The organism is Brevibacterium iodinum ATCC 49514 (assembly GCF_900169265.1).
In the GTDB taxonomy this organism is placed as follows: Bacteria; Actinomycetota; Actinomycetes; order Actinomycetales; family Brevibacteriaceae; genus Brevibacterium; species Brevibacterium iodinum.
In genome coordinates, this window is the sequence record NZ_FXYX01000002.1 from 114,794 (window position 1) to 136,740 (window position 21,947).

Consider the following 21,947-nt stretch of genomic DNA (forward strand, 5'->3'; position numbering starts at 1 on the left):
TTCAAACCTATCGTGGACAAACCTATCCTGTCCTTTAGCCGATGGATATGACTCTCACAAAGGACGAGTATCATGTTTGGCAGTCATCGATCGAAGAGGGATATGGTCAGGCACGCTCAGCAGATCACAACGGCAGACACCGCCCTTGATGACGATATGCGGTCTCGGATCATCAAGTATTCGATCACCATGGGCATCAGGACGGTCTGCTTCGTGGCCGCCTATTTCGCTTTCGTCGCAGATATGCACATCCTCATGTGGATGTGCGTGGCAGGGGCGGTCGTCCTCCCCTACCCTGCGGTGATCTTCGCCAATGCGGGCCGTGAACGCACCCGAGATGATCGTTCCGCCCTTCTCGAACAGGCCCCGCTGACAGAGCTGCCGCCGGCGCGAGGTGAGACGATCTCCGGGGACACCCTCGGCGGAGAGACGGTCGATGACGAGACGGTCGACGACCCAGATCCCCGAGGCGGCTCCGATCCCCGAGGCGGCGCCCCTGACGCGACCGATCCAGGCGCGGATCACCGGCACGAAACGATCCGGGGCGAAACGATCCCGGGCGAAACGATTCCGGGTGAGACCATCCCCGGTGAGACCGTAGAAGACGAGGACAGGAGGGACCAGGTTTGAGCGAGCAGCTGCAGTGTTCCGCGAAGGAATGCCGGGCGTTCGCAACCCGCGCCCTGCTGTGGAACAATCCCCGCGTCCACACTCCCGAGCGGAAGAAGACGTGGTTGGCCTGCGATGAGCACCTCGACTATCTGCGCGACTTCCTGACTCTGCGCGACTTCTTCATCACCGACGTCTCCGTCGACGAGATTCCGGAGGACGCAGGTTGAGCCGCTATTCCTTCCTCTTCTCCGCACGCTGGCTCAAATACATCGCCATGGCGATCATCGTCATCATCGCCTGCGTGTTCCTCGCCCTATGGCAGAAAGACCGCCGCGATCAGCGGGAGCAGGAGATCGCGACGATCACCGCGAACTACTCCGCCGACCCCGTCGACATCACCTCGGTGCTCTCGACACCGAATTCGACGCTGGAGACCACCGATGAGTGGACCCAGGTGGAGCTGACCGGAGAGTTCTCCGACGAGGACACCGTCCTCGCACGCAATCGCACGGTCGAAGACGAACCCGGCTTCTATGTGGTGACTCCGTTCGAGATCAGCGGCGGTTCGACGATCGCCGTCGTCCGCGGCTTCACTGCCGAACAGGATGCCGTGCCGCCGGCTCCCCAGGGTGAGCAGACCGTCGTCGCTCACCTGCGTCCTGCTCAGGACGGGTCCGAGGATGAGAACCCGAAGGGACTCATCAAGGCCATCGATCCCGCACGGATTCCGGGAATGGACGATGCCTATTCGCATGTCTACGTCGAGGCGTCACCGGCCGAGACGGGCGGCTCCCCGGAAGAGGGACTGACCCCGCTGCCGATGCCCGAGCTCGACCCGGGCAACCACCTGTCCTATATGCTCCAGTGGTTCGCCTTCGGAATCATGATCATCATCGCCGTGGTCATCTCGGCCCGTCGTGAGCGCAAGGCCGCCGCCGAGGCGGTCGAGCACGGCTCTGCCGACAGCGAAATGGTCGTCATCGACAAGGCCGCCCTCGACGCGGGTGCGAAGATCAGTCAGCCCGGCAGTCGCTATGGCCGCAACCGCTGGGCCTCGCCCACCGTGCGCGGGCAGGCCGAAGCCGATGAGGATGCCCTGTTCGAGGAGCGCTTCCGCTCTCAGTGAGCCGATCAGCCGAGTGAGGCCGACCGGCTCAGCCGAGCGCGATGAGCCGGCTCAGGCGAGCGTGACGAGATCGAGGTACGTGTCGTTCCACAGGTCCTCGTCGCCGTCGGGCAGCAACAGCACCCGGTCGGGATCGAGCGCGGACACCGCACCCTCATCGTGGGTGACGAGCACGATCGCACCTTCATAGCGGCGGATCGCCGAGAGGATCTCCTCGCGGGAGGCCGGATCGAGGTTGTTCGTCGGCTCGTCGAGCAGCAGCACATTCGCGCTCGAGACCACGAGGGTGGCCAGAGCCAGACGTGTCTTCTCGCCTCCGGAGAGGACCCCGGCAGGTTTGTGCACATCGTCACCGCTGAAGAGGAACGAACCGAGCACATTGCGCACCGCGGTGTCATCGAGATGCGGAGAGTTCCGCTTCATGTTCTCCAGCACTGTGCGCTCGAGGTCGAGGGTCTCATGCTCCTGCGCGTAGTAGCCGAGCTTGAGGCCGTGTCCGGGCACGACTTCTCCGGAGTCGGGTTCGTCGAGTCCGGCGAGCAGACGCAGCAGCGTCGTCTTTCCGGCGCCGTTGTAGCCGAGTACGACGACTCGTGTGCCCTTGTCGATGGCGAGATCGACACCGGTGAACACCTCGGTCGAACCGAAGCTGCGAGAGAGTCCCTCGGCCGTCAGCGGCACACGTCCGCAGTCGGCCGGGGCCGGGAAGCGCAGATTCGCAACCTTCTCCGTGGCGCGTTCGTCCTCGAGACCGGCGAGCAGACGGTCGGCGCGCTTGGCCATCTGCTGGGCGGCGACGGTCTTCGTCGCCTTCGCCATCATCTTGTTCGCCTGAGCGTTGAGCGCCGCGGCCTTCTTCTCGGCATTGGCACGTTCGCGGCGGCGACGCCGCTCATCGTCCTCACGCTGTTTGAGGTAGAGCCGGTAGCCCATCGAATAGATGTCGATGGTCTGACGGGTGGCGTCGAGGAAGAAGACCTTGTTGACCACTTCGTCGATGAGATCGAGGTCGTGGCTGATGATGATCAGACCACCGGAGTAGGCCTTGAGATGGTCGCGCAGCCACAGCACGGATTCGGCGTCGAGGTGGTTCGTCGGCTCATCGAGGATCATCGTATCCGGGGCCGAGAACAGGATCCGGGCGAGTTCCACACGGCGGCGCTGACCGCCTGAGAGCGTCCCGATCTCCTGGCTGATCAGTGCCTCGTCGAGTCCGAGGTTCGCGGCGATCGCGAAGGCTTCGGATTCGGCTGCATAGCCGCCGGCGGCTATGAACTCCGCTTCGATGCGCGGGTAGCGGTCGATGGCCTTCGTCGCCACCTTCTCATCCGGTGAGGCCATCTGCCGTTCGGCCTTGCGCAGACGCTTGACGACGACGTCGAGGTCGCGCACCGAGAGGATGCGTTCCATGCCGGTGGCGGTGAGGTCGCCGCTGCGCGGGTCCTGCGGCAGATAGCCGACGGTGCCGGAGATCGACACGGATCCGGATTGGGCCGGGTGTCCTCCCATGATCACCTTGGTCAGGGTCGTCTTGCCGGCGCCGTTGCGGCCGACGAGACCGACTCGGTCGCCCTTGTCGACGCGGAAGGACACCTCGGACATGAGGGTGCGGGCGCCGACGGCGACTTCGAGGCCGGAGGCCTGAATCATTCTGTCTCCAAACTGCGGCCGATGAGTTCGGCCAGAAATTCTTGGGGGTGGATGCCGCGGGCCTGGGCCCGGGCGACGAGGTCATCTGCGACTGAGGACGGCACAACGCAGGACACGACAGTGGTGTCTAACCCGGCGGCTGCGGTCACGGGCGCGACGGAAACATCGTCCTGAGCAACAGGTTTCGTCGAATCGTCTGCCGGTTCGCCCGCCGTCGCGGTCGACGTCCCCGCGGGGACGTATCCGGGGCCTTCCGGCACGGGCGTGCCCTTCTGGAAGGCGGTGGCTGCCGCGCGGGCGCGAACGTCGGCAGCCTCATTGAGTTCGTGGTGGTTGTGTCCTTTGACCCATTCGAACTCGACCGTCCGCCCGCTCAGTGCCTCATCGAGAGACGCTAAGAGGTCCTTGTTGAGGACTTCTTTTCCATCGGCCTTCTTCCACCCTTTGCGTTTCCACCCCGGCATCCATTTGGTCAGAGCGTTGATGACGTACTGCGAATCACAGTATATCTTCAGTTCGTCGTCGCTGTCCGCGGTCGACCGGAGCAGGTCGAGGACGGCCATGAGCTCACCGCGGTTGTTCGTCGCGTTCTTCCACCCGCCGGCGTGCCAGGAGGTGTCGTCGATGTACCAGGCCCACCCGGCGGGTCCGGGGTTGCCGAGCGCGGATCCGTCGGCGGCAGCGATGATCGTCAATGGTTCTCCTTGGAAAGTCGGATTCCATTCTTTCACGCCGCTCTCGGGTTCTCGGTCCGCGGGGCGGTGATCTCCGCGACCCTGCCCAAGGACGATGGCCGGATCGGACGACAATCGCCGAGGCGGGGCTGACTTTCTCAGGTCGCCCCACCTCGGCGATGGTGTTCGTCTGCGTTCCCGAGGGACGCGGACAACCGAACGTCGTCGGTGTCGGATCAGATGTTGAATCCGAGGGCGCGCATCTGTTCGCGGCCGTCCTCGGTGATCTTCTCCGGACCCCACGGCGGCATCCATACCCAGTTGATCCGGTAGGCCGGCACGATTCCCTCGAGCGACTGTGCGGTCTGGTCCTCGATGACGTCGGTCAGCGGGCAGGCCGCCGAGGTCAGGGTCATCTCGATCACGGCGGTGCCGTCGTCTTCGACCGAGAGTCCGTACACGAGGCCGAGATCGACGATGTTGACACCGAGCTCGGGATCGACGACGTCCATCATCGCCTCGCGCACTTCGTCGACGCTGGCATTCTGCGGTGCGTCAATGACTTCAGGCATTGTGTTTCTCCTCACGAGCTGCTTGTGCTTGGTTGAGTGCGTCCTTGAACGCCATCCATGCCAGGAGAGCGCATTTGATCCTGGCCGGGAATTTCGACACTCCGGTGAACGCCGCGGCGTCCCCGAGAATCGACTCATCCGCCTCCATTGTCCCACGTGAATGCATGAGTTCGTGGAACGCGCCTTCGATCTCGAGCATCTGCGCGACGGAGGATTCGGCGGCCAGCTCCGACAGCACCGAGGCCGAGGCCATCGAGATCGAACAGCCGTCGCCGGTCCACCGCACCGCGATCGTGCCGTCCTCACGCAGTTCGGTCTCGAGCTCGATCTCATCGCCGCACGTCGGGTTCACCTGATGCGAATATCCGTGCGGTGACTCTGCGGCGTCACGGAGCAGTTCGGTGTTGCCGATGCGTGCCCGCGACTGGTCGAGGATCACCTGTTGGTAGAGCTGCTGCATCTGAGTGCTCATTGGTTCGCTCCCTTCCTCAGCCGACTCCGAAGAAGGGCCGCACTTCCGCCAGAGTAGAAAGGAAGCGGGTGCAGTCTTCGACGTTGTTGTACAGGTACGTGCTCGCCCGCGTCGAGGCGGTGACCCCGAAGCGGCGGTGCAGCGGCTGAGCGCAGTGGTGGCCCACCCGCACGGCGATGCCCTGCGAGTCGAGATACTGTCCGACATCGTGGGCGTGCACGCCGTCGACGTCGAAGGCCACGGTTCCGATCCGGTCTTCGGCCTCGCCGAGGATGCGGATTCCGGGGATCTGGCCGATCCCGTCGAGGAGGACTCGGGCGAGTTCCTTCTCATGCTCGAGAACATTGTCCAGCCCCACCTCGGTGAGGTATCCGATCGCTGTCGCGAAAGCCGCCACCTCGGCGACCGGCTGAGTGCCGGCCTCGAACCGCTGCGGAGCGGGCATGAACTCGGTCTCCTCCATGGTCACCGTGGTGATCATGGATCCGCCGGTGAGCACCGGCGGCAGAGCGTCGAGCAGTTCGGACTTGCCCCACAGCACACCCAGACCGGTGGGGCCGAGTGCCTTATGAGCGGAGAAAGCGGCGAAGTCGACGTCGAGGTCGACGAAGTCCACAGGCATATGCGGAACGGACTGGCAGGCGTCGAGCACGACGTAGGCTCCGACGGCGCGGGCCCGGTCCACGAGGCGGTCGACCGGGTTGATCGTGCCGAGGACGTTGGAGACGTGCGTGAACGCGAGCACCTTCGTCGATTCGTCGACGATCGTGTCGAGATCGGTCAGATCGAGTTCACCGGAGTCAGTGACCGGCAGCCAGCGCAGCTGTGCTCCCGTGGAGGCAGCCAGCTGCTGCCACGGCACGAGATTCGCATGGTGCTCCATCTCGGTGACGACGATCGAGTCACCGGGGGCGAGGGCGAAACGCTCTGCGTCGTCTCCCCCGAAGCCATGGCTGGCCCGATCCATGCCGAGGGCCACGATGTTGAGCGCCTCGGTCGCATTCTTCGTCCAGCACACCTGGTCCGGTGTCCCGCCGACGAGTCCGGCAGCGGCGATCCGACCGTTCTCGAAGGCGTCCGTGGCCTCGACGGCCAGGGAGTGCGCGCCTCGGTGGACGGCGGCGTTGCGCTGTTGGAAGTACTCGACGAAGGTGTCGATGACGCACTGCGGCTTCTGCGATGTCGCTCCCGAATCGAGATACGACAGCGGCGACTCCCCGACCCTCACATCGAGGATCGGGAAGTCGCCCCTCAGACGTGAGAACATCAGACGCCGGCGGTGAAGAAGCGGTCGTAGCCTTCGTTCTCGAGGCGTTCGGCCAGTTCCGGTCCGCCTTCCTCGGCCACCTTGCCCTTGATGATCACGTGGACGTGATCGGGCTTGATGTAGTTGAGGATGCGCGTGTAGTGGGTGATGAGCATGATGCCGACGTCGGTGGCGTCCTTGACGCGGTTGACGCCTTCGGACACGATGCGCAGCGCGTCGACGTCGAGGCCGGAGTCGGTCTCGTCGAGGACGGCGAACTTCGGCTTGAGCATCTCGAGCTGCAGGATCTCGTGACGCTTCTTCTCGCCGCCGGAGAAGCCTTCGTTGACGTTGCGCGAGGCGAAGGCGGGATCCACGCGAAGGTTCTCCATGGCCTGCTTGAGGTCCTTGGTCCAGTTGCGCAGCTTCGGAGCTTCACCGTCGATGGCGGTCTTGGCCGAACGGAGGAAGTTCGTCACGGTCACGCCGGGAACCTCGACGGGGTACTGCATGGCCAGGAACAGTCCGGCCTTGGCACGCTCGTCGACGGACATCTCGAGGACGTCCTCACCGTCGAGGGTGACCGAACCGGAGGTCACTTCGTACTTGGGGTGCCCGGCCAGGGCGTAGGCCAGGGTCGACTTGCCGGAGCCGTTGGGGCCCATGATGGCGTGGGTCTCGTTCGTGTTGATGATGAGGTCGATGCCGTTGAGGATGGGCTTGAGACCGGTATCGGTGTTGACACCGACGTGCAGGTCTTCGATCTTGAGAGTGGACATAATGATCCTTCTTCTTCGGTCTTGAGTCAGTTCAGGGTGGTGTTCGGGTCGACGAGGATGCGGCCTGCGATCTCTTTGCAGTCATAGACCGCGACGGGTTCGAACGCCGGGGGATTCACCGGCTTGCCCGTGTTGAGGTCGAACTGCGAGCCGTGCAGCCAACATTCGATGGTGCAGTCCTCGACGTCGCCTTCGGCCAGCGACACCTCACCATGGGTGCACAGGTCGTCGATGGCGTGGATCGTGCCGTCGGAGTCGCGAGCGATGCAGATCTCGTACTCGCCGACCTCGATGCGCATGGTGCCGCCGGGGTCCACCTCGTCGGTGGCCGCCACGTCGATCATGGTCACAGAACACTCCGGGACAGTTCGTCCTCGATGCGTTCGTTGATCACGTCTTCGATCTCGGGCACCTGGATCTTCTGGATCACTTCGTTGAAGAATCCGCGGACCACGAGCTGACGAGCGACATCCTCGGGGATGCCGCGGCTCATGAGGTAGAACAGGTGCTCCTCATCGAAGCGACCCACCGAGGAGGCGTGGCCGGCACCGGCGATGTCACCGGTCTCGATCTCGAGGTTCGGCACCGAGTCGGCGCGGGCGCCATCGGTGAGGATGAGGTTCCGGTTGAGCTCGTAGGTGTCGATGTCGAGGGCTTCGGGACGGATGAGCACATCGCCGATCCACACGCTGCGCGCGTCCTTGCCCTGCAGAGCGCCCTTGTAATGGACGTTCGACTGGGCCTTCGCCGTGTTGTGGTCGATGTAGGTGCGGTGCTCGAGGTGCTGACCGGCATCGGCGAAATAGAGTCCGAGAAGTTCGGCCTCTCCCCCGGCTGCCGAGTAGCGCACGTTCGTGTTCAGGCGCACGACGTCACCGCCGAGGGTGATATGGATGTGCTTGAACTTCGCGTCCTTGCCCACGATCGCATCGTGCTGACCGAGGTGCTGGGAGCCGTCGTCCCACAGCTGGAGCGATACGAAGGTCACGTCCGCACCATCGCCGATGACGAGGGAGACGAGTTCGGAGTACCGGGCCAGTCCCTCGTGTTCGACGACGATGGTCGCCTTCGAATTCGCTCCGACCGTGACGACGACATGGCCGTGGCCGAGTGCCTCACCGGTGCCGTCCGCGTGGATGATTGCGGCCCGCTCGAGTTCGGTGTCCGCGGGGACCGAGTAGTGCGTCACCGCAGAGGCGCGGTTGGCGGCGACGGCCGCGGCGCGGTCCTCGGGCTCGAGGATGCCCAGTTCCTGAGCCGACTCGAGGGAGATCTCCTCGACGGACAGGCCCGCGGGCAGATCCGACTCGAACTTCAGCTTCGCCTCGGTGGCGGTGTCCTCGAAGAACTCGCTGAACTTGCGGACAGGAGAGAAGCGCCATTCCTCCTCCCGGCCGGTGGGCACGGGGAAGTCGGCGACATCGAAGCTGCGCGTGCGCGCGTCGCGCTTCGAATCGGGCACCTGGACCTCGGAACCGTGCGAATGCTCCGAGAGGCCAAGCGGGTTGGTGGTATCAGTCACAGATTTACTCCTTTGGGTGCAGTGGGCGCCGGGTCGGGTCTCAGCCGACCGCGCCTTCCATCTGCAGTTCGATGAGGCGGTTGAGTTCGAGGGCGTACTCCATCGGGAGTTCGCGTGCGATGGGCTCGACGAAGCCGCGCACGATCATCGCCATCGCCTCGGTCTCCTCCATGCCGCGGGACATGAGGTAGAAGAGCTGATCCTCACTGACCTTCGACACGGTGGCCTCATGGCCGAGTGTGACGTCGTCTTCGCGGATGTCGATGTAGGGGTACGTGTCCGAACGGGAGACGTTGTCGACGAGCAGGGCGTCGCAGAGGACGTTGTTCGACGAGCCTTCGGCGCCCGGGTGGACGTGGACGAGTCCGCGGTAGCCGGCGCGGCCGCCGCCGCGGGCCACGGACTTCGACACGATCGACGAATGGGTGTGCGGAGCGGCGTGGACCATCTTCGCACCGGTGTCCTGGTGCTGTCCCTCGCCGGCGAAGGCCACGGACAGCGTCTCGCCGCGGGCGTGCTCACCTGTCAGCCAGATGGCCGGGTACTTCATGGTCACCTTCGAGCCGATATTGCCGTCGACCCATTCCATGGAGGCGCCCTCTTCGGCGATGGCGCGCTTGGTGACGAGGTTGTACACGTTGTTCGACCAGTTCTGGATCGTCGTGTAGCGGACCTTCGCATCCTTCTTCGCGATGATCTCGACGACGGCCGAGTGCAGGGAATCGGTCTTGTAGATCGGTGCGGTGCAGCCCTCGACGTAGTGGACCGAGGAGCCCTCGTCGGCGATGATGAGCGTGCGCTCGAACTGGCCCATGTTCTCCGTGTTGATGCGGAAGTAGGCCTGCAGCGGGATCTCGACGTGGACGCCCTTGGGGACGTAGACGAAGGAACCGCCGGACCAGACAGCGGTGTTCAGAGCGGCGAACTTGTTGTCACCGGACGGAATGATCGACCCGAAGTACTCTTCGAAGATCTCCGGGTATTCGCGCAGGCCGGTGTCGGTGTCCATGAAGATGACACCCTGAGCCTCGAGCTCCTCGTTGATCTGGTGGTAGACGACCTCGGACTCGTACTGAGCGGCGACACCGGCGACGAGGCGCTGCTTCTCGGCCTCGGGGATGCCGAGCTTGTCATAGGTGTTGCGGATGTCCTCGGGCAGGTCCTCCCATGACGTCGCCTGTCCCTCGGTGGAGCGGACGAAGTACTTGATGTCCGCGAAGTCGATTCCGGTGAGATCGGCGCCCCAGTTCGGCATCGGCTTCTTGTCGAACAGACGCAGAGCCTTGAGTCGACGCTTGAGCATCCACTCCGGTTCGTCCTTGAGCTTCGAGATGTTGCGGACGACTTCCTCGCTGAGGCCGCGGGTCGCGGTCGCGCCCGCGTCGTTCTCGTCGTGCCAACCGTATGCGTACTGCCCGAGGTCTTTCAGCTCGGGATTCGCATCGATGATCCGATTTCCTGTGTCAGTCATCGTGAACCTCCTTGAGGTCGATCATTGCTGTGGATGAGTGGTCTGGTCAGTTCCGAAGTCGGAATGTGGGTGGTGCACACGTGGTCGCCCTGCGCCAGCGACGACAGCCGCCGCACGTCGACACCGAGGTAGTCGGAGAACATCGCGAGCTCTGCTTCGCAGATCTCCGGGTACTCCGCCGCCACGGCCTGGATCGGGCAGTGCCCCTGGCACAGCTGCATCGCCTCCAACGGGGTTCCGGCCGCGACCGGGGTCGCCGAGGCGGCGTACCCTTCCCGAGTGAGTGCGGCGGCAAGTGCACGTGAGCGAGACGCCACTGTGGTGCCGCCGCGCTTCTCGAGTTCCGGTCCGAGTCGCTCCCGCAGTCGGTTCACGAGGTCTTCTGTGAATCCCTCCACTGCCGATCTGCCGTGCTTGTCCTCCATGAAGCGCAGGATGTTCACGGCCAACTCGTCGTAGGAATGACTGACCGAATCGTGTCCGGCCGTCGTGACCACATAGTGCCGGGCCGGTCGGCCCCTGCCTGCCTGTTTGCCGGCGAGTTCACGGACCTCGAGAAGGCCCTCACTCTCCAGCGCGTCCAGGTGACGACGGATCGCCGCGGGAGTCAGCTCGAGGGCTTTGGCCAAAGACGAAGCAGTGATCGGACCTTCGTCGAGCACCGACTGGAAGACCTTCTGCCGGGTTCGGCGATCTTCCGTGTCGTTTGCAGCCATAATCCACCTCCTTGACTAACACAACAATATTGTTGCGTAATTTGTTTCGTAAAACTAGGTGAGCCTAACCACCACCCGCGTCGCGTGCGGACACCTGCGGTTTCGACACCCGTTTCGACGCGTCGTAGAATAGCCTGGTGTCCTCTCCGGCCCTGACCATTCGCGGTCTCCAGTACTCCTACGGCACCCACCGTGTCGTCGACGGAATTGACCTCATGGCCGAGTCCGGATCCGTCCTCGGCGTTCTCGGACCCAACGGCGCAGGAAAATCCACGACCATCTCCCTGGCCGTGGGCACCCGCCGTCCCGAATCGGGCACGGTAGAGATCTTCGGACACGACCCCGTCGCCGAACACGCGACGACGTCGCAGCTGGCCGGGGTCATGCTCCAGGACGGCGGACTGCCGATGAGCTCGAAGCCCCTGCAGGTGCTGCGGCACCTCTCCACCCTCTATGAGAATCCCGTACCGGTCGACGAACTCGCCGAACCCCTCGGTCTCCACGACTTCGCCGGACGCACGATGCGCAGGCTCTCCGGGGGACAGAAGCAGCGAGTCGCACTGGCCGCGGCCCTTATCGGACGGCCGCGCCTCGTCTTCCTCGACGAACCCTGCGCCGGTCTCGACCCGCAGGCTCGCGAGGTCGTCCACAGCTTCATCCGCGATCTCGCCGACCGCGGAGTCGCCGTCGTCCTCACCACCCACGACCTCGCCGAGGCCGAGGAGCTCTCCGACGAGGTCGTCGTCATCGATCGCGGACGGATCATCGCTCAGGGAGCGCCAGAGGAGCTGCGCAGCGCCTCCGCCGGGTCACGGTCGCTGACGATACGCGTCGACTCCCCCGTCCCCGCCGCCCTCGTCGATCGGCTCACCGAGCTCGGCCCCGCCTCGGCGCAGGGTTCGATGATCTCTCTCGACGGAGCACCGACTGCGAGCCAGATCGCGGCTGCGTGCACTGCCGTCGCCGAGGCAGGCCTGCAGATCACGGACATCGGCATGCAGAGGCAGTCCCTGTCCGACGTCTTCTTCGAACTGACAGGGAGGCCGCTGCGATGACATCGACCCGCATCGTCTCGCAGGCGAAGTTCGAAACCCTGTCCGTTCTGCGCAACGGCGAACAGCTGCTGCTCTCAATCATCTTCCCGCTGGGTCTGCTCGTCTTCCTCGCGAAGACTCCCCTGCTCCCCGGGCTCGGGGTCATCGAGGCCGGCGCCGATCCGCTGTCGATCGCCGTCCCCGGGGCGCTGAGCCTGAGCCTGGCCTCCAGCGCTTTCACCGGGCAGGCGATCGCAACCGCCTTCGACCGCCGCTACGGAGTGCTGCGGCAGCTGGCGACGACTCCGCTGGGGACGAACGGACTCATCCTCGGCAAACTCGGCGCCGTCATCGTCGTCGTCCTCATCCAGTACGCGCTCGTCTTCGCCGCCGCGGCGATTCTCGGCTTCCGGGGTCCCGTCGACGCCCTCGGACTCACCCTGGCCACACTGTTCGGCACCGCAGCGCTGGTCTCGCTCGGACTGCTCATGGCCGGCACAGTCCGCGCCGAAGCGACTCTGGCGGCGACGAACCTCATCTGGGTGCTCATGGCAGGCGTCGGTGGCCTCGTCATCGCACATCCGGGAGAATGGGGAACGGTTGTGGGCTACCTGCCCTCCGGTGCGCTCGGCGACGCCATGCGGTCCGCCATCGGACACGGCGGCACAGACATCAAGGCAATCATCGTGCTCCTGGTATGGGGGCTTGTGGGAACGCTTGCGGCACGCAGGTGGTTCCGTTTCGAATGAGGAGTGAAGTGGTCACGAAGAAGATCCGCATCGCCGCTTGGGCTATGCTCATCGCCCAGGCAGGGATCATTCTGACCGGGGGAATCGTCCGGCTCACCGGCTCTGGGCTCGGCTGTTCGGACTGGCCGAAGTGCACCCCGGATTCGCTCGTGGCCACCAGCGAGATGGGCATCCACGGCGCCATCGAGTTCGGCAACCGCCTGCTGGCTGTGGCGCTGGCGATCCTCGGCGTGTGCATTGCGCTCATGCTATGGAGGCACCGGAAGCGGCGCCCCGATCTCTTCTGGCTCAATATCGGCCTGCTGGCCATTGTGCCCGTCCAGGCCGTCGTCGGCGGAATCACCGTGTGGACGAAGCTCAACCCCTGGGTCGTCGCCGGACACTTCGTGCCCTCGGCCGTCGCTGTCGGGGTCGCCGCCTATTTCGTCCGCCGCACCTATGACACGGGAGTGCGACTGAGGACGAAGGCCCCGGCTCCGCTGCCGACTCTGGGCTGGATCATCCTCGGTCTCACCGCGATCATCGTCGTCTTCGGCGTGCTCACTACGGGGGCCGGGCCCCATTCGGGTTCGACGATCTCGACCCGCAACAACCTCGACAACATCTGGGTCACCCGGCTGCATGCCGCGCCGGTGTGGCTGCTCGTCATCTCCACGATCTCCGCGCTCGTCGTCGCCCGGAAGAAAGCACAGACGGCGATGGTCGCCCCGCTGACCGTGCTTCTCGTCGTCGAGGTCGCACAGGGAATCATCGGCTACGTCCAGTACTTCCTCGGTGTTCCCGAACTGCTCGTGGCCTTACACATGGTCGGCCTGTCGGCTACGATTGCGGCAAGCGTTGCCGTCCTCGACAGCGCATATCCGAGGAGCGCCGAAGTCCATATCGATCGTTCCGTGTCTGTGGTTTCCTGACTGCGCCGAGGAGGCCATGGAGTTCTGCTGCTCCGTCTTCCCCGATTCGCGAGTCCTGTCCATCGAACGCTAGCCCGACGAATCCCTCGACGAACACTTCAAGGGGATGAGCGGGAAGGTCCTGACCGGCCGGTTCGTCCTCGACGGCACAGAGTTCATCTGCCTCGACGGCGGACCGGTGTTCACATTCAACGAGGCGATCTCGCTGACCGTCGAATGCGCGGACCAGGCCGAGATCGACCACTATTGGTCGAATCTGTCGGCGTCACCCGAGCACGAACAGTGCGGTTGGCTCAAGGACCGCTTCGGAGTCAGCTGGCAGATCGTTCCCGCGAATCTCGGCGAGCTGATGACCGGTCCGGCACAGACTGGGGCGCTCATGAGAATGAAGAAGATCGTCATGGACGACCTCGTCAACGCCGGCTGAGAATTTGCGTTCCGACCCGAAGCGCAAGGCACAGACGCACAACGGCCCAGTTTGAGCTGGATAGCACTGTTTCAAATCTGTGCTATCCAGCTCAAACTGGGCCGAATGGATCAGCGGGTTCTTCGGCGAGTCACCAGATACCGGGGATCAGGGTGGGCACGAACGGGTCGATGGCCACTGCCAGGAAGAGCAGCGACAGGTAGGTGATCGAACCGTGGAAGACCTTCATCGCCTTGAGCGAGGTGCCGTCCTTGCCCTGCTTGGCACGGGAGACCAGCGAGTAGCACGACCACAGGAACCAGACTCCGGCGCCGACGGCCACGATCGTGTAGACAGGACCCATCGGAGCGACGGGAATGAGCGCGAGTGAGCAGGCGATCATCGCCCAGGTGTAGAGGATCATCTGACGGCCGACGGATGTCGGCGGAACCTTCGACGGCAGCATGGGCACGTCGGCGGCGTCGTAGTCGGCCTTGTACTTGATCGCCAGCGGCCAATAGTGCGGCGGGGTCCAGAAGAAGACGACGAGGAAGAGCAGCACGGGCTCCCACGCGATTCCTCCGGTCACGGCCGACCAGCCGATGAGCACGGGCATGCAGCCTGCAGCGCCGCCCCAGACGATGTTCTGTGAGGTGCGGCGCTTGAGGACGAGGGTGTAGAAGACTGCGTAGAGCAGAATCGCCGAGGCGGTGAGTCCCGCCGTGACCCAGTTCGTGAATCCGCCGAGCCAGAAGATCGAACCGATGCCGAGCACGAAAGCGAAGATGAGTGCAGAACGGGGGCTGATCTCACCGGTGACGAGGGGGCGGTCCTTCGTCCGTTCCATCTTCGCGTCGATGTCACGGTCGACGTAGCAGTTGAAGACCGAGGCCGAGGCCGCAGCGGCGGCTCCGCCGATGAGGGTGTTGATGACCAGCCAGATGTTCGGCAGTCCCTGAGCGGCCAGGAACATCACGGGCGCGGTCGTGACGAGGAGCAGCTCGATCACCCGCGGCTTGGTCAGCGCGATATAGGCGCTGATGATCGAACGCGGTCGGGTAGCGAGACTCTGCTCGTCGATGGCCCTCTGCAGAGGTCGTTCACTCTGCTCTTCCCGGTTCTGACGAAGTTTGCTCACGCCCTAGATTCTACCTGTTGTCGAAGTTTTTGCCAGTCGCACGCAGGCGAGTCGAGTCACTGACGATGCGGACGAGGAACGCCACCGCCGCACACACCGGAGCAAGCACGACGACCTGCACGATGAGCACTGAGATGAAGCTCAGCGCAGCCGACTGCGGATCCGTGCGGAGGAGATTCGCATCGACGCACAGTCCGATGATTCCGGCGATGACGGAATAGACGAGGGCGGTCGTCCACACCAGCCCGCCGCGCCGTGCATTGAGCATCACGGCCAGCGCTGCCGCGAAGGGGGTGAGCAGAAGGAGTGTGCCCAACGTCCACAGGCCGAGCTCCCCGATGTCGACGGTGCCGTGCAGCGGCTGGGCGATCGCCGACGACACGGCGACGGTCGCCACGGCGAAGAACACCGGGCACGCCGTGCCGATCCGGGAGATCAGCCGACGGAGCCCCCTCGTCTGTTCGGCCACCTCGGCGAGATCGGGGCGCCTGCCCGCCAGCCGATCGGATCGCTGGTCTCCGCTGTCTGCGACGGCGGCATCGATCACGGGATCAGCACCTTTGCTCACCCTGTCACCTCTCTCAGTCAGCACCGGTCGCTCTTCAGTCTCTTCGGCGCACCGCAGTTGTTGAATGTCGAATCACAGCTGTGCGCGAGACCACACTTTACCCGTCGGTAGCCTAAATGTCTCGCTCCCCGTCGGCACGGCAGATGAACAGGGGCGGCGCTTCAGGCATCCGACGGGTAGAGTTTGAATGCACGCTCTTCAGACGAACGAAGGATCGCTCGACGACATGACAACTCTGTCCTGGACTGAACTCGACAATCGCGCAGTCGACACCGCCCGCCTCCTCGCCGCGGACGCGGTGCAGAAGACAGGGAACGGGCACCCGGGCACCGCGATGAGCCTGGCTCCCATTGCCCACTACCTGTATCAGCACGGACTCACTCACGACCCGGCCGACCCGACTTGGGTCGGCCGTGATCGTTTCGTCCTCTCCTGCGGTCACAGTTCGCTCACCCAGTACGTCCAGCTCTACCTGGCAGGGTTCGGGCTCGAGCTCGACGACCTCAAGGCGCTGCGCACATGGGGTTCGCTCACCCCAGGGCACCCGGAAGTCGGCCACACCGCCGGCGTCGAGATCACCACGGGGCCCTTGGGCTCCGGGCTGGCCTCGGCCGTGGGCATGGCCATGGCCGCTCGCCGTGAACGCGGACTCTTCGACCCCGAGGCGGCTCCCGGCACCTCACCGTTCGACCACAACATCGTCGTGCTCGCCTCCGACGGCGACCTCGAAGAGGGAGTGTCCGGTGAGGCGTCATCGCTGGCCGGGACACAGGAGCTGTCGAACCTGCTGCTGATCTGGGACGACAACAAGATCTCCATCGAAGACGACACCGCGATCGCCTTCGGGGAGGACACGGCCGCCCGGTACGCCGCCTACGGCTGGCACGTCCAGCACGTCGACTTCACCGCCGGTGGTGACTACCACGAGGACATCGAAGCCTTCCACGCCGCCGTCGAGGCCGCTCGCGCAGATTCCCGCCCCTCGTTCATCCGCCTGTCCACGATCATCGCCTGGCCCGCCCCGAACGCGCAGAACACCGGCGGGTCCCACGGTGCGGCCCTCGGCGAGGACGAGATCCGTGCGACCAAGGAGGTCCTCGGCTTCGACCCGGAGTCGACCTTCGCCGTCGATGACGAGGTTCTCGCACACACTCGACAGGCCCTGGACCGCGGTCGTGCCGCCCATCTCGAATGGGACAAGTCCTTCGCCGAATGGCGCACCGCCAACCCGGACAACGCCGCCCTCTTCGACCGTCTGTCCAAGCGCGAGCTGCCCGCCGGCCTCGATGCGGCCTTCCCGGTCTTCGAAGCCAGCGAGAAGGGCATCGCCACTCGCGCGGCCTCCGGTCAGGTGCTCAATGCGATCGCCGAGACCATGCCCGAACTCTGGGGCGGTTCCGCGGACCTCGCGGGCTCGAACAACACGCTGATCAAGGGTGAGCCGAGCTTCCTGCCCGCTCACCGCTCCACGGCTGCATTCTCCGGCCACGAGTACGGACGCAATATCCACTTCGGCGTCCGCGAGTTCTCCGCCGGTCTCATCGGCAACGGCATCGCCCTGCACGGCGGAACCCGCCCGTACAACGGCACGTTCCTCGTCTTCAGCGACTACCAGCGTCCGGCCGTGCGCCTGGCAGCCCTCCAGCAGCTGCCGAACCTGTTCGTGTGGACACACGATTCGATCGGCCTCGGCGAAGACGGACCGACCCACCAGCCGATCGAGCACCTCTCCGCGCTGCGGGCGATCCCCGGCCTCGACCTCGTCCGACCGGCCGATGCGAACGAGACCGCGGTCGCGTGGCGGAAGCTCCTCGACCGCACCGACGGTCCCAGCGGCCTCGTGCTCACCCGACAGGCCGTGCCTGTCCTCGACCGCGAGAAGTACGCCCCGGCTGCCGAGGCCGCACGCGGCGGCTATGTGCTCACCGATACCGGTGACCAGCCCGAGGTGGCCATCATCGCCAGCGGTTCCGAGATCGCCATCGCGCTCGAGGCCGCCGAGGCTCTGCAGGCATCGGGCACAGCCGCTCGCGTCATCTCCATGCCGTGCCAGGAATGGTTCGACGCTCAGCCGGAGGACTACCGGGCCACCGTGTTGCCGCGTTCACTCAAGGCACGCGTGAGCATCGAAGCCGCCTCGGCGATGAGCTGGCACAAGTACCTCGGCGATGCCGGTCGTGCCGTGTCCATCGAACACTTCGGCGCATCCGCGGACTACCAGACCCTGTACGAGAAGTTCGGCATCACGGCCTCGGCCGTCGTCGACGCAGCCAAGGAATCCATCAACGCAGCAAAGGCGGAAGCATGAGTGAACGTCTCCAGCAGCTCAGCGCGGCCGGAGTCTCGATCTGGCTCGACGACCTCTCCCGCACCCGACTCGAATCCGGGGATCTCGCCCGCCTCATCGAGCAATCCTCCGTCACAGGTGTGACGACGAATCCGACGATCTTCGCGAACGCGATCTCGGCAGCCGACGACTACGACTCTGCGGTCGCCGAGCTCGGTGCCTCCGGTGCCGATGTGGATGAGGCCATCGAGGCGCTGACCACAGCGGATGTCGCCGAGGCGGCCCGCCTGTTCCGTCCGGTCTTCGAGTCCACGGACGGTGAGGACGGTCGCGTGTCGATCGAGGTCGCTCCCCCGCTGGCCCATGATGCCGGGGCGACCGTCGCCTCGGCGAAGGCCCTGTGGGAACGCGTCGGCGAGCCGAATGCGATGATCAAGATCCCCGCCACCGAGGAGGGACTCCGCGCGATCTCCGAAACGATCGCGGCCGGGATCAGCGTCAACGTCACGCTCGTGTTCTCCCTGACCCGCTACCGCCACGTCGTCGAAGCCTTCCTCCAGGGACTGGAGAAGGCCCGCGCCGCCGGTCATGACCTCTCGACGATCCGGTCGGTCGCCTCGGTGTTCGTCTCCCGGGTGGACTCCGAGATCGATTCCCGACTCGACTCCATCGACGACCCGAAGGCCGTGGAGCTCAAGGGCAAGGCGGGCATCGCGAACTGCGTGCTCGCCCATGAGATCCATTCGCAGCTGTTCACCTCCGAACGCTTCCGAGTCCTCGAACTCGCCGGGGCCCGTCCCCAGCGTCTGCTGTGGGCTTCGACCGGAGTGAAGAATCCCGACTACGCCGACACGATGTACGTGACCGGGCTCGTCGCACCGAACACCGTGAACACGATGCCCGAACCCACTCTGGAGGCGTTCGCCGACCACGGTGAGGTCACCGGCCAGATCACCTCCGAGCACTACCGTGCCGCCGACGAAGTCTTCGACGCTCTGGCACGACTGGGCATCGACTACGCTGAGGTCATGACTGTGCTCGAAGAGCAGGGGCTGGAGAAGTTCGACGTCAGTTGGACCGAACTCCAGGAAACGATCCGTACGGCTCTGGACCGCTCATGAAGCTCTCACTCTCTGTTCCCGTGGATGAGGAGTTCGAGGCAGAGGCCGCGCGTCTCATCGACGCCGGCCTGGCTTCCCGGCTGAGCGCCAAGGATGCGGAACTGTTCGACGGGGCCGCCGACGCCGCGGACCGGATGGGCTGGGTGGATCTTCCGCAGAACGCCGCAGATCTGCTCGATGAGATCGAATCCCTGCGGGTGCGTCTGCAGGAGCAGGGTCTGCGCACGATCAGCTTGGCCGGAATGGGCGGATCATCGCTCGCTCCCGAGGTGATCGCTCAGACGGCCGGTGTCCGACTCGAGATCATCGACTCGACGGATCCCAATCAGGTCGCCGAGGCGATCGGCACCGATCTCGACCACACGGTCCTCATCATCGCGTCGAAGTCCGGAACCACGGTGGAGACGGATTCGATCCGCCGCAGCTTCGCCGCGGCCTTCGAGTCGATCGGCGTCGATCCGGCGTCCAGGATGATCGCGATCACCGATCCGGGAACCGAACTCGAAGCGCTGGCCGCCGATCAGGGCTTCCTCGCGACCTTCCTGGTCGACCCCACGGTCGGCGGACGCTTCAGCGCTCTCTCGGCCTTCGGACTCGTCCCCGCGGGTCTGGCCGGTGCCGATGTGCGCGGAATCGTCGCAGAGGCCGCCGCTGCCGACGCCGACCTGTCTGCCGACGGTCCGGACAATCCTGCGCTGCGGTTCGGCGCTTGGCTGAGCATCGCTCACGCCCGGACGACGGAGAAGCTCGTCCTCGCCGAGACCGCCGAGCAGCTGAACGGGCTCGGGGCCTGGGTCGAGCAGCTCATCGCCGAATCCCTCGGCAAGGACGGTCAGGGCATCCTTCCCATCGTCGTCGACTCCCCCGCCGACATCGGGTTCTCCGATGCACGTGCAGACGCGCTCCTGTGCCTGCTCGGGCGGGCAGCCGATGACTCAGAGCTGGGTGCGCCGTCCGGATTCGAAGCGACGATCACGGGTGGGTTGGGCGAGCTGTTCCTGTTCTGGGAATATGCCACGGCGATTGCCGGATACAGCATCGGGGTCAATCCCTTCGACCAGCCTGATGTGGAGGCGGCGAAGGCACAGGCCAGGCATCTGCTCGACGGACCGGACTCCGGTTCGACGGAGCAGCCGCGGTTCCGTGAGGGTGACATCGACGTTCTCGAGGTCGTCGATGAGGCCACGGATCTCATCGGAGCCCTTGAGGAGCTGTTCTCGCAGGTCGACGAGTACGGTTATGTCGGCATCCAAGCCTACCTCGATCGGATCGCCGATGCCGAGGCTGAGGATCTGCGTCCGCTCGTGTCCGCGCATGCCGGAGTGCAGTCGACCTTCGGCTTCGGCCCCCGCTACCTGCATTCGACCGGTCAGTACCACAAGGGCGGTCATCCCAACGGAGTGTTCCTCCAGATCACCGGTGAGGCTCGCACGGACCTGCTGGTGCCGGGACGCGACTTCGGCTTCGCTCAGCTGCAGCGCGCCCAGGCCGCCGGCGATGCGGCGGTGCTGAGTGAGAAGGGCCGGCCCGTGCTGCGTCTGCATCTGCTTGATCGTTCTCGTGGGCTCGAACAGCTGCGGGAGGCGATCGGGTCGATCAGCCCGCGCCACCACTTCGGCCACGACTGATCTGCCTGAAACGGCACTGATCCGCCGGAAGGACGGACAGAGCACGAACAGAGAAGGACCCCGACCGAATCGGTCGGGGTCCTTCTCATTCCTCTCGGGGTCCTTCTCATTCCTCCACCGGGACCTCGCCTCGGTGTCGGTGTCTCACGGTCTCGGCATCAGCGGGCCGCGATGGCTCAGGAGTTGAACCGAGTGAGGACGCCCAGCAGGATGATGCAGGCCGCCCAGATGATCGCCATGAGCGTCGTGAACCTGTTGAGGTTGCGCTCCGCGACGCCCGAGGATCCCAGCGACGAGGACATTCCGCCGCCGAACATGTCGGACATGCCACCGCCCTTGCCCTTGTGCATGAGGATCAGCAGGGTGAGGAAGATGCTCGTGAGCACGAGCAGCGCGATGAGAATGATGTTGAGGATTTCCACGTCGGATTCAACCTATGTTTCGTCGAGTGTTTCGTCGAATGATGCGTCTGTCAGTCTACTTCGCGACCGCGGCCTTGCACAAAGCGGCGAAGTCCGGACCGCTCAGGCTCGCACCTCCGACCAATGCGCCGTCGACGTCTGCGGAGGCGACGATCTCGGCCACGTTGTCGGCCTTGACCGACCCGCCGTAGAGAATGCGGGTGGTCTGGGCAAGAGGCTCGCCGTACTTCTCACCGATGCGTGTGCGGATCGCCGACGCCATCTCGGCGGCATCGGCAGCAGTGGCTGTCTCTCCGGTGCCGATCGCCCAGACAGGTTCGTAAGCGATGACGAGGCCGGAGAGGTCGCCTGCGTCGAATCCGGCCAGCGACTCCTCGAGCTGTCCGAGGGTGAACTCGACGTGGCTCTTCTCCTGCCGCTGTTGCAGCGACTCCCCCACGCAGAGGATCGGAGTGAGTTCGGCCGAAAGTGCGGCCTTGATCTTGGCGGCCACGACCTCGTTGGTCTCATGGTTGTCGGCACGGCGTTCGCTGTGGCCGATGACCACGTAGCTACAGCCGAGGCGGGAGAGGAACGATGCAGCGATCTCACCGGTATGCGCTCCGGGAGCGTACTGGGAGACGTCCTGGGCACCGTACTTCAGCCACAGCTTGTCGCCCTGGACGAGTGTCTGCACCGAACGGATGTCGGTGAACGGGGGAATGACGACGACTTCGCAGTCGCTGTCGTCGAGTTTGGCGTCCTCGAGTGCCCAGGCGAGCTTCTGGACAGCGGAGATCGCCTCCAGATGATCGTGGTTCATCTTCCAGTTGCCTGCCAGCAGCAGGGTGCGGTCGCTCATGG

At 64.8% G+C, this 21,947-nt stretch carries 23 protein-coding genes and 1 pseudogene; 10 read left to right on the plus strand and 14 right to left on the minus strand.

Annotated elements, in window-relative coordinates; translation table 11 throughout:
- Positions 1 to 102: 102 nt before the first annotated feature.
- From BI49514_RS03330 to BI49514_RS03340, 3 genes are read left to right on the plus strand one after another with little or no spacing between them, the layout of a single operon-like run.
- On the plus strand, positions 103 to 630 hold the full coding sequence (locus BI49514_RS03330; RefSeq protein ID WP_101544267.1) for a DUF3099 domain-containing protein: 528 nt from the start codon (positions 103 to 105) through the stop codon (positions 628 to 630).
- Entirely contained in the window at positions 627 to 839 is a 213-nt protein-coding gene (locus tag BI49514_RS03335) for a hypothetical protein (protein WP_101544269.1), read from the plus strand. Before BI49514_RS03330 ends, BI49514_RS03335 begins: the two co-directional genes overlap by 4 nt.
- The gene (locus BI49514_RS03340) at positions 836 to 1,738 is read left to right on the plus strand and encodes an SURF1 family cytochrome oxidase biogenesis protein (protein ID WP_101544271.1); all 903 of its coding nucleotides are present in this window, start codon (positions 836 to 838) and stop codon (positions 1,736 to 1,738) included. The genes BI49514_RS03335 and BI49514_RS03340 overlap by 4 nt, the downstream gene beginning before the upstream one ends.
- Before the next feature lie 51 nt (positions 1,739 to 1,789).
- Here the strand turns inward: BI49514_RS03340 and BI49514_RS03345 are convergent, their stop codons facing one another.
- The 10 genes from BI49514_RS03345 to BI49514_RS03390 all read right to left on the minus strand — a co-directional run bounded on the left by BI49514_RS03345 (position 1,790) and on the right by BI49514_RS03390 (position 10,840).
- A complete protein-coding gene (locus tag BI49514_RS03345; RefSeq protein ID WP_101544273.1) occupies positions 1,790 to 3,388 on the minus strand; it encodes an ABC-F family ATP-binding cassette domain-containing protein in 1,599 nt (532 codons plus the stop codon).
- Entirely contained in the window at positions 3,385 to 4,083 is a 699-nt protein-coding gene (locus tag BI49514_RS17250; protein WP_101544275.1) for a ribonuclease H family protein, read from the minus strand. The genes BI49514_RS03345 and BI49514_RS17250 overlap by 4 nt, the downstream gene beginning before the upstream one ends.
- A gap of 215 nt (positions 4,084 to 4,298) precedes the next feature.
- Complete coding sequence (locus BI49514_RS03355) at positions 4,299 to 4,634, minus strand: metal-sulfur cluster assembly factor (RefSeq protein ID WP_025778421.1); 336 nt, start codon at positions 4,632 to 4,634, stop codon at positions 4,299 to 4,301.
- Positions 4,627 to 5,106: a Fe-S cluster assembly sulfur transfer protein SufU gene (gene sufU, locus BI49514_RS03360; protein WP_167443945.1), complete on the minus strand. Its 480-nt coding sequence runs from the start codon at positions 5,104 to 5,106 to the stop codon at positions 4,627 to 4,629. Before sufU ends, BI49514_RS03355 begins: the two co-directional genes overlap by 8 nt.
- A 16-nt stretch (positions 5,107 to 5,122) precedes the next feature.
- Positions 5,123 to 6,373, minus strand: a complete 1,251-nt coding sequence (locus BI49514_RS03365; protein ID WP_101544276.1) for a SufS family cysteine desulfurase — start codon at positions 6,371 to 6,373, stop codon at positions 5,123 to 5,125.
- Positions 6,373 to 7,131 carry a Fe-S cluster assembly ATPase SufC gene (gene sufC / locus BI49514_RS03370; RefSeq protein ID WP_101544277.1) on the minus strand — a complete coding sequence of 253 codons (759 nt, stop codon included), beginning with the start codon at positions 7,129 to 7,131 and terminating at the stop codon, positions 6,373 to 6,375. Before sufC ends, BI49514_RS03365 begins: the two co-directional genes overlap by 1 nt.
- A 26-nt stretch (positions 7,132 to 7,157) precedes the next feature.
- On the minus strand, positions 7,158 to 7,481 hold the full coding sequence (locus BI49514_RS03375; RefSeq protein ID WP_101544279.1) for a non-heme iron oxygenase ferredoxin subunit: 324 nt from the start codon (positions 7,479 to 7,481) through the stop codon (positions 7,158 to 7,160).
- On the minus strand, positions 7,478 to 8,653 hold the full coding sequence (sufD, locus tag BI49514_RS03380; protein ID WP_101544281.1) for a Fe-S cluster assembly protein SufD: 1,176 nt from the start codon (positions 8,651 to 8,653) through the stop codon (positions 7,478 to 7,480). The genes BI49514_RS03375 and sufD overlap by 4 nt, the downstream gene beginning before the upstream one ends.
- Positions 8,654 to 8,693: 40 nt before the next feature.
- Positions 8,694 to 10,124, minus strand: coding sequence for a Fe-S cluster assembly protein SufB (gene sufB / locus BI49514_RS03385; RefSeq protein WP_101544284.1), 1,431 nt, complete (start codon positions 10,122 to 10,124; stop codon positions 8,694 to 8,696).
- Positions 10,121 to 10,840: a helix-turn-helix transcriptional regulator gene (locus BI49514_RS03390; RefSeq protein ID WP_101544285.1), complete on the minus strand. Its 720-nt coding sequence runs from the start codon at positions 10,838 to 10,840 to the stop codon at positions 10,121 to 10,123. Before BI49514_RS03390 ends, sufB begins: the two co-directional genes overlap by 4 nt.
- Positions 10,841 to 10,977: 137 nt before the next feature.
- Between BI49514_RS03390 and BI49514_RS03395 the strand changes: the two genes are divergently transcribed.
- From BI49514_RS03395 to BI49514_RS03410, 4 genes and pseudogenes are all read left to right on the plus strand, one after another.
- On the plus strand, positions 10,978 to 11,895 hold the full coding sequence (locus BI49514_RS03395) for an ABC transporter ATP-binding protein (RefSeq protein ID WP_101544287.1): 918 nt from the start codon (positions 10,978 to 10,980) through the stop codon (positions 11,893 to 11,895).
- Entirely contained in the window at positions 11,892 to 12,623 is a 732-nt protein-coding gene (locus BI49514_RS03400) for an ABC transporter permease (protein WP_101544288.1), read from the plus strand. Before BI49514_RS03395 ends, BI49514_RS03400 begins: the two co-directional genes overlap by 4 nt.
- A gap of 8 nt (positions 12,624 to 12,631) precedes the next feature.
- Positions 12,632 to 13,534 (plus strand): COX15/CtaA family protein, encoded by a 903-nt coding sequence (locus tag BI49514_RS03405; RefSeq protein WP_244195110.1) that lies wholly within the window; start codon positions 12,632 to 12,634, stop codon positions 13,532 to 13,534.
- Positions 13,535 to 13,550: 16 nt separating this feature from the next.
- A pseudogene (locus BI49514_RS03410) lies at positions 13,551 to 13,961 on the plus strand (VOC family protein).
- Positions 13,962 to 14,091: 130 nt separating this feature from the next.
- Here the strand turns inward: BI49514_RS03410 and BI49514_RS03415 are convergent.
- Both BI49514_RS03415 and BI49514_RS03420 read right to left on the minus strand, forming a co-directional pair.
- The gene (locus BI49514_RS03415) at positions 14,092 to 15,078 is read right to left on the minus strand and encodes a heme o synthase (RefSeq protein WP_101544292.1); all 987 of its coding nucleotides are present in this window, start codon (positions 15,076 to 15,078) and stop codon (positions 14,092 to 14,094) included.
- 10 nt (positions 15,079 to 15,088) lie between these two features.
- Entirely contained in the window at positions 15,089 to 15,646 is a 558-nt protein-coding gene (locus BI49514_RS03420) for a hypothetical protein (RefSeq protein ID WP_101544294.1), read from the minus strand.
- A gap of 226 nt (positions 15,647 to 15,872) precedes the next feature.
- Between BI49514_RS03420 and tkt the strand changes: the two genes are divergently transcribed.
- Genes tkt through BI49514_RS03435 form a run of 3 tightly spaced genes read left to right on the plus strand, consistent with a single transcriptional unit; the run spans position 15,873 to position 20,682 of the window.
- Positions 15,873 to 17,954: a transketolase gene (tkt, locus tag BI49514_RS03425; protein WP_101544434.1), complete on the plus strand. Its 2,082-nt coding sequence runs from the start codon at positions 15,873 to 15,875 to the stop codon at positions 17,952 to 17,954.
- A complete protein-coding gene (gene tal, locus BI49514_RS03430; RefSeq protein ID WP_101544296.1) occupies positions 17,951 to 19,054 on the plus strand; it encodes a transaldolase in 1,104 nt (367 codons plus the stop codon). The genes tkt and tal overlap by 4 nt, the downstream gene beginning before the upstream one ends.
- The gene (locus BI49514_RS03435) at positions 19,051 to 20,682 is read left to right on the plus strand and encodes a glucose-6-phosphate isomerase (protein ID WP_101544298.1); all 1,632 of its coding nucleotides are present in this window, start codon (positions 19,051 to 19,053) and stop codon (positions 20,680 to 20,682) included. Before tal ends, BI49514_RS03435 begins: the two co-directional genes overlap by 4 nt.
- A 176-nt stretch (positions 20,683 to 20,858) precedes the next feature.
- Here BI49514_RS03435 and secG read toward each other — a convergent pair whose 3' ends face one another.
- Both secG and tpiA read right to left on the minus strand, forming a co-directional pair.
- Positions 20,859 to 21,104 carry a preprotein translocase subunit SecG gene (gene secG, locus BI49514_RS03440; RefSeq protein WP_101544300.1) on the minus strand — a complete coding sequence of 82 codons (246 nt, stop codon included), beginning with the start codon at positions 21,102 to 21,104 and terminating at the stop codon, positions 20,859 to 20,861.
- A 55-nt stretch (positions 21,105 to 21,159) separates the two neighbouring features.
- Positions 21,160 to 21,945 carry a triose-phosphate isomerase gene (gene tpiA / locus BI49514_RS03445; protein WP_101544302.1) on the minus strand — a complete coding sequence of 262 codons (786 nt, stop codon included), beginning with the start codon at positions 21,943 to 21,945 and terminating at the stop codon, positions 21,160 to 21,162.
- Positions 21,946 to 21,947 lie beyond the last annotated feature (2 nt).

Excerpts from the sequence above, each read along its gene's own strand:
- tkt (WP_101544434.1), top strand. The coding sequence starts at position 15,873 with ATGACAACTCTGTCCTGGACTGAACTCGACAATCGCGCAGTCGACACC.
- BI49514_RS03400 (WP_101544288.1), top strand. The coding sequence starts at position 11,892 with ATGACATCGACCCGCATCGTCTCGCAGGCGAAGTTCGAAACCCTGTCC.
- BI49514_RS03330 (WP_101544267.1), top strand. The coding sequence starts at position 103 with ATGGTCAGGCACGCTCAGCAGATCACAACGGCAGACACCGCCCTTGAT.
- BI49514_RS03435 (WP_101544298.1), top strand. The coding sequence starts at position 19,051 with ATGAAGCTCTCACTCTCTGTTCCCGTGGATGAGGAGTTCGAGGCAGAG.
- sufC (WP_101544277.1), bottom strand. The coding sequence starts at position 7,131 with ATGTCCACTCTCAAGATCGAAGACCTGCACGTCGGTGTCAACACCGAT.
- tal (WP_101544296.1), top strand. The coding sequence starts at position 17,951 with ATGAGTGAACGTCTCCAGCAGCTCAGCGCGGCCGGAGTCTCGATCTGG.
- BI49514_RS03345 (WP_101544273.1), bottom strand. The coding sequence starts at position 3,388 with ATGATTCAGGCCTCCGGCCTCGAAGTCGCCGTCGGCGCCCGCACCCTC.
- sufB (WP_101544284.1), bottom strand. The coding sequence starts at position 10,124 with ATGACTGACACAGGAAATCGGATCATCGATGCGAATCCCGAGCTGAAA.
- BI49514_RS03365 (WP_101544276.1), bottom strand. The coding sequence starts at position 6,373 with ATGTTCTCACGTCTGAGGGGCGACTTCCCGATCCTCGATGTGAGGGTC.
- BI49514_RS03355 (WP_025778421.1), bottom strand. The coding sequence starts at position 4,634 with ATGCCTGAAGTCATTGACGCACCGCAGAATGCCAGCGTCGACGAAGTG.
- sufU (WP_167443945.1), bottom strand. The coding sequence starts at position 5,106 with ATGAGCACTCAGATGCAGCAGCTCTACCAACAGGTGATCCTCGACCAG.
- BI49514_RS03390 (WP_101544285.1), bottom strand. The coding sequence starts at position 10,840 with ATGGCTGCAAACGACACGGAAGATCGCCGAACCCGGCAGAAGGTCTTC.
- tpiA (WP_101544302.1), bottom strand. The coding sequence starts at position 21,945 with ATGAGCGACCGCACCCTGCTGCTGGCAGGCAACTGGAAGATGAACCAC.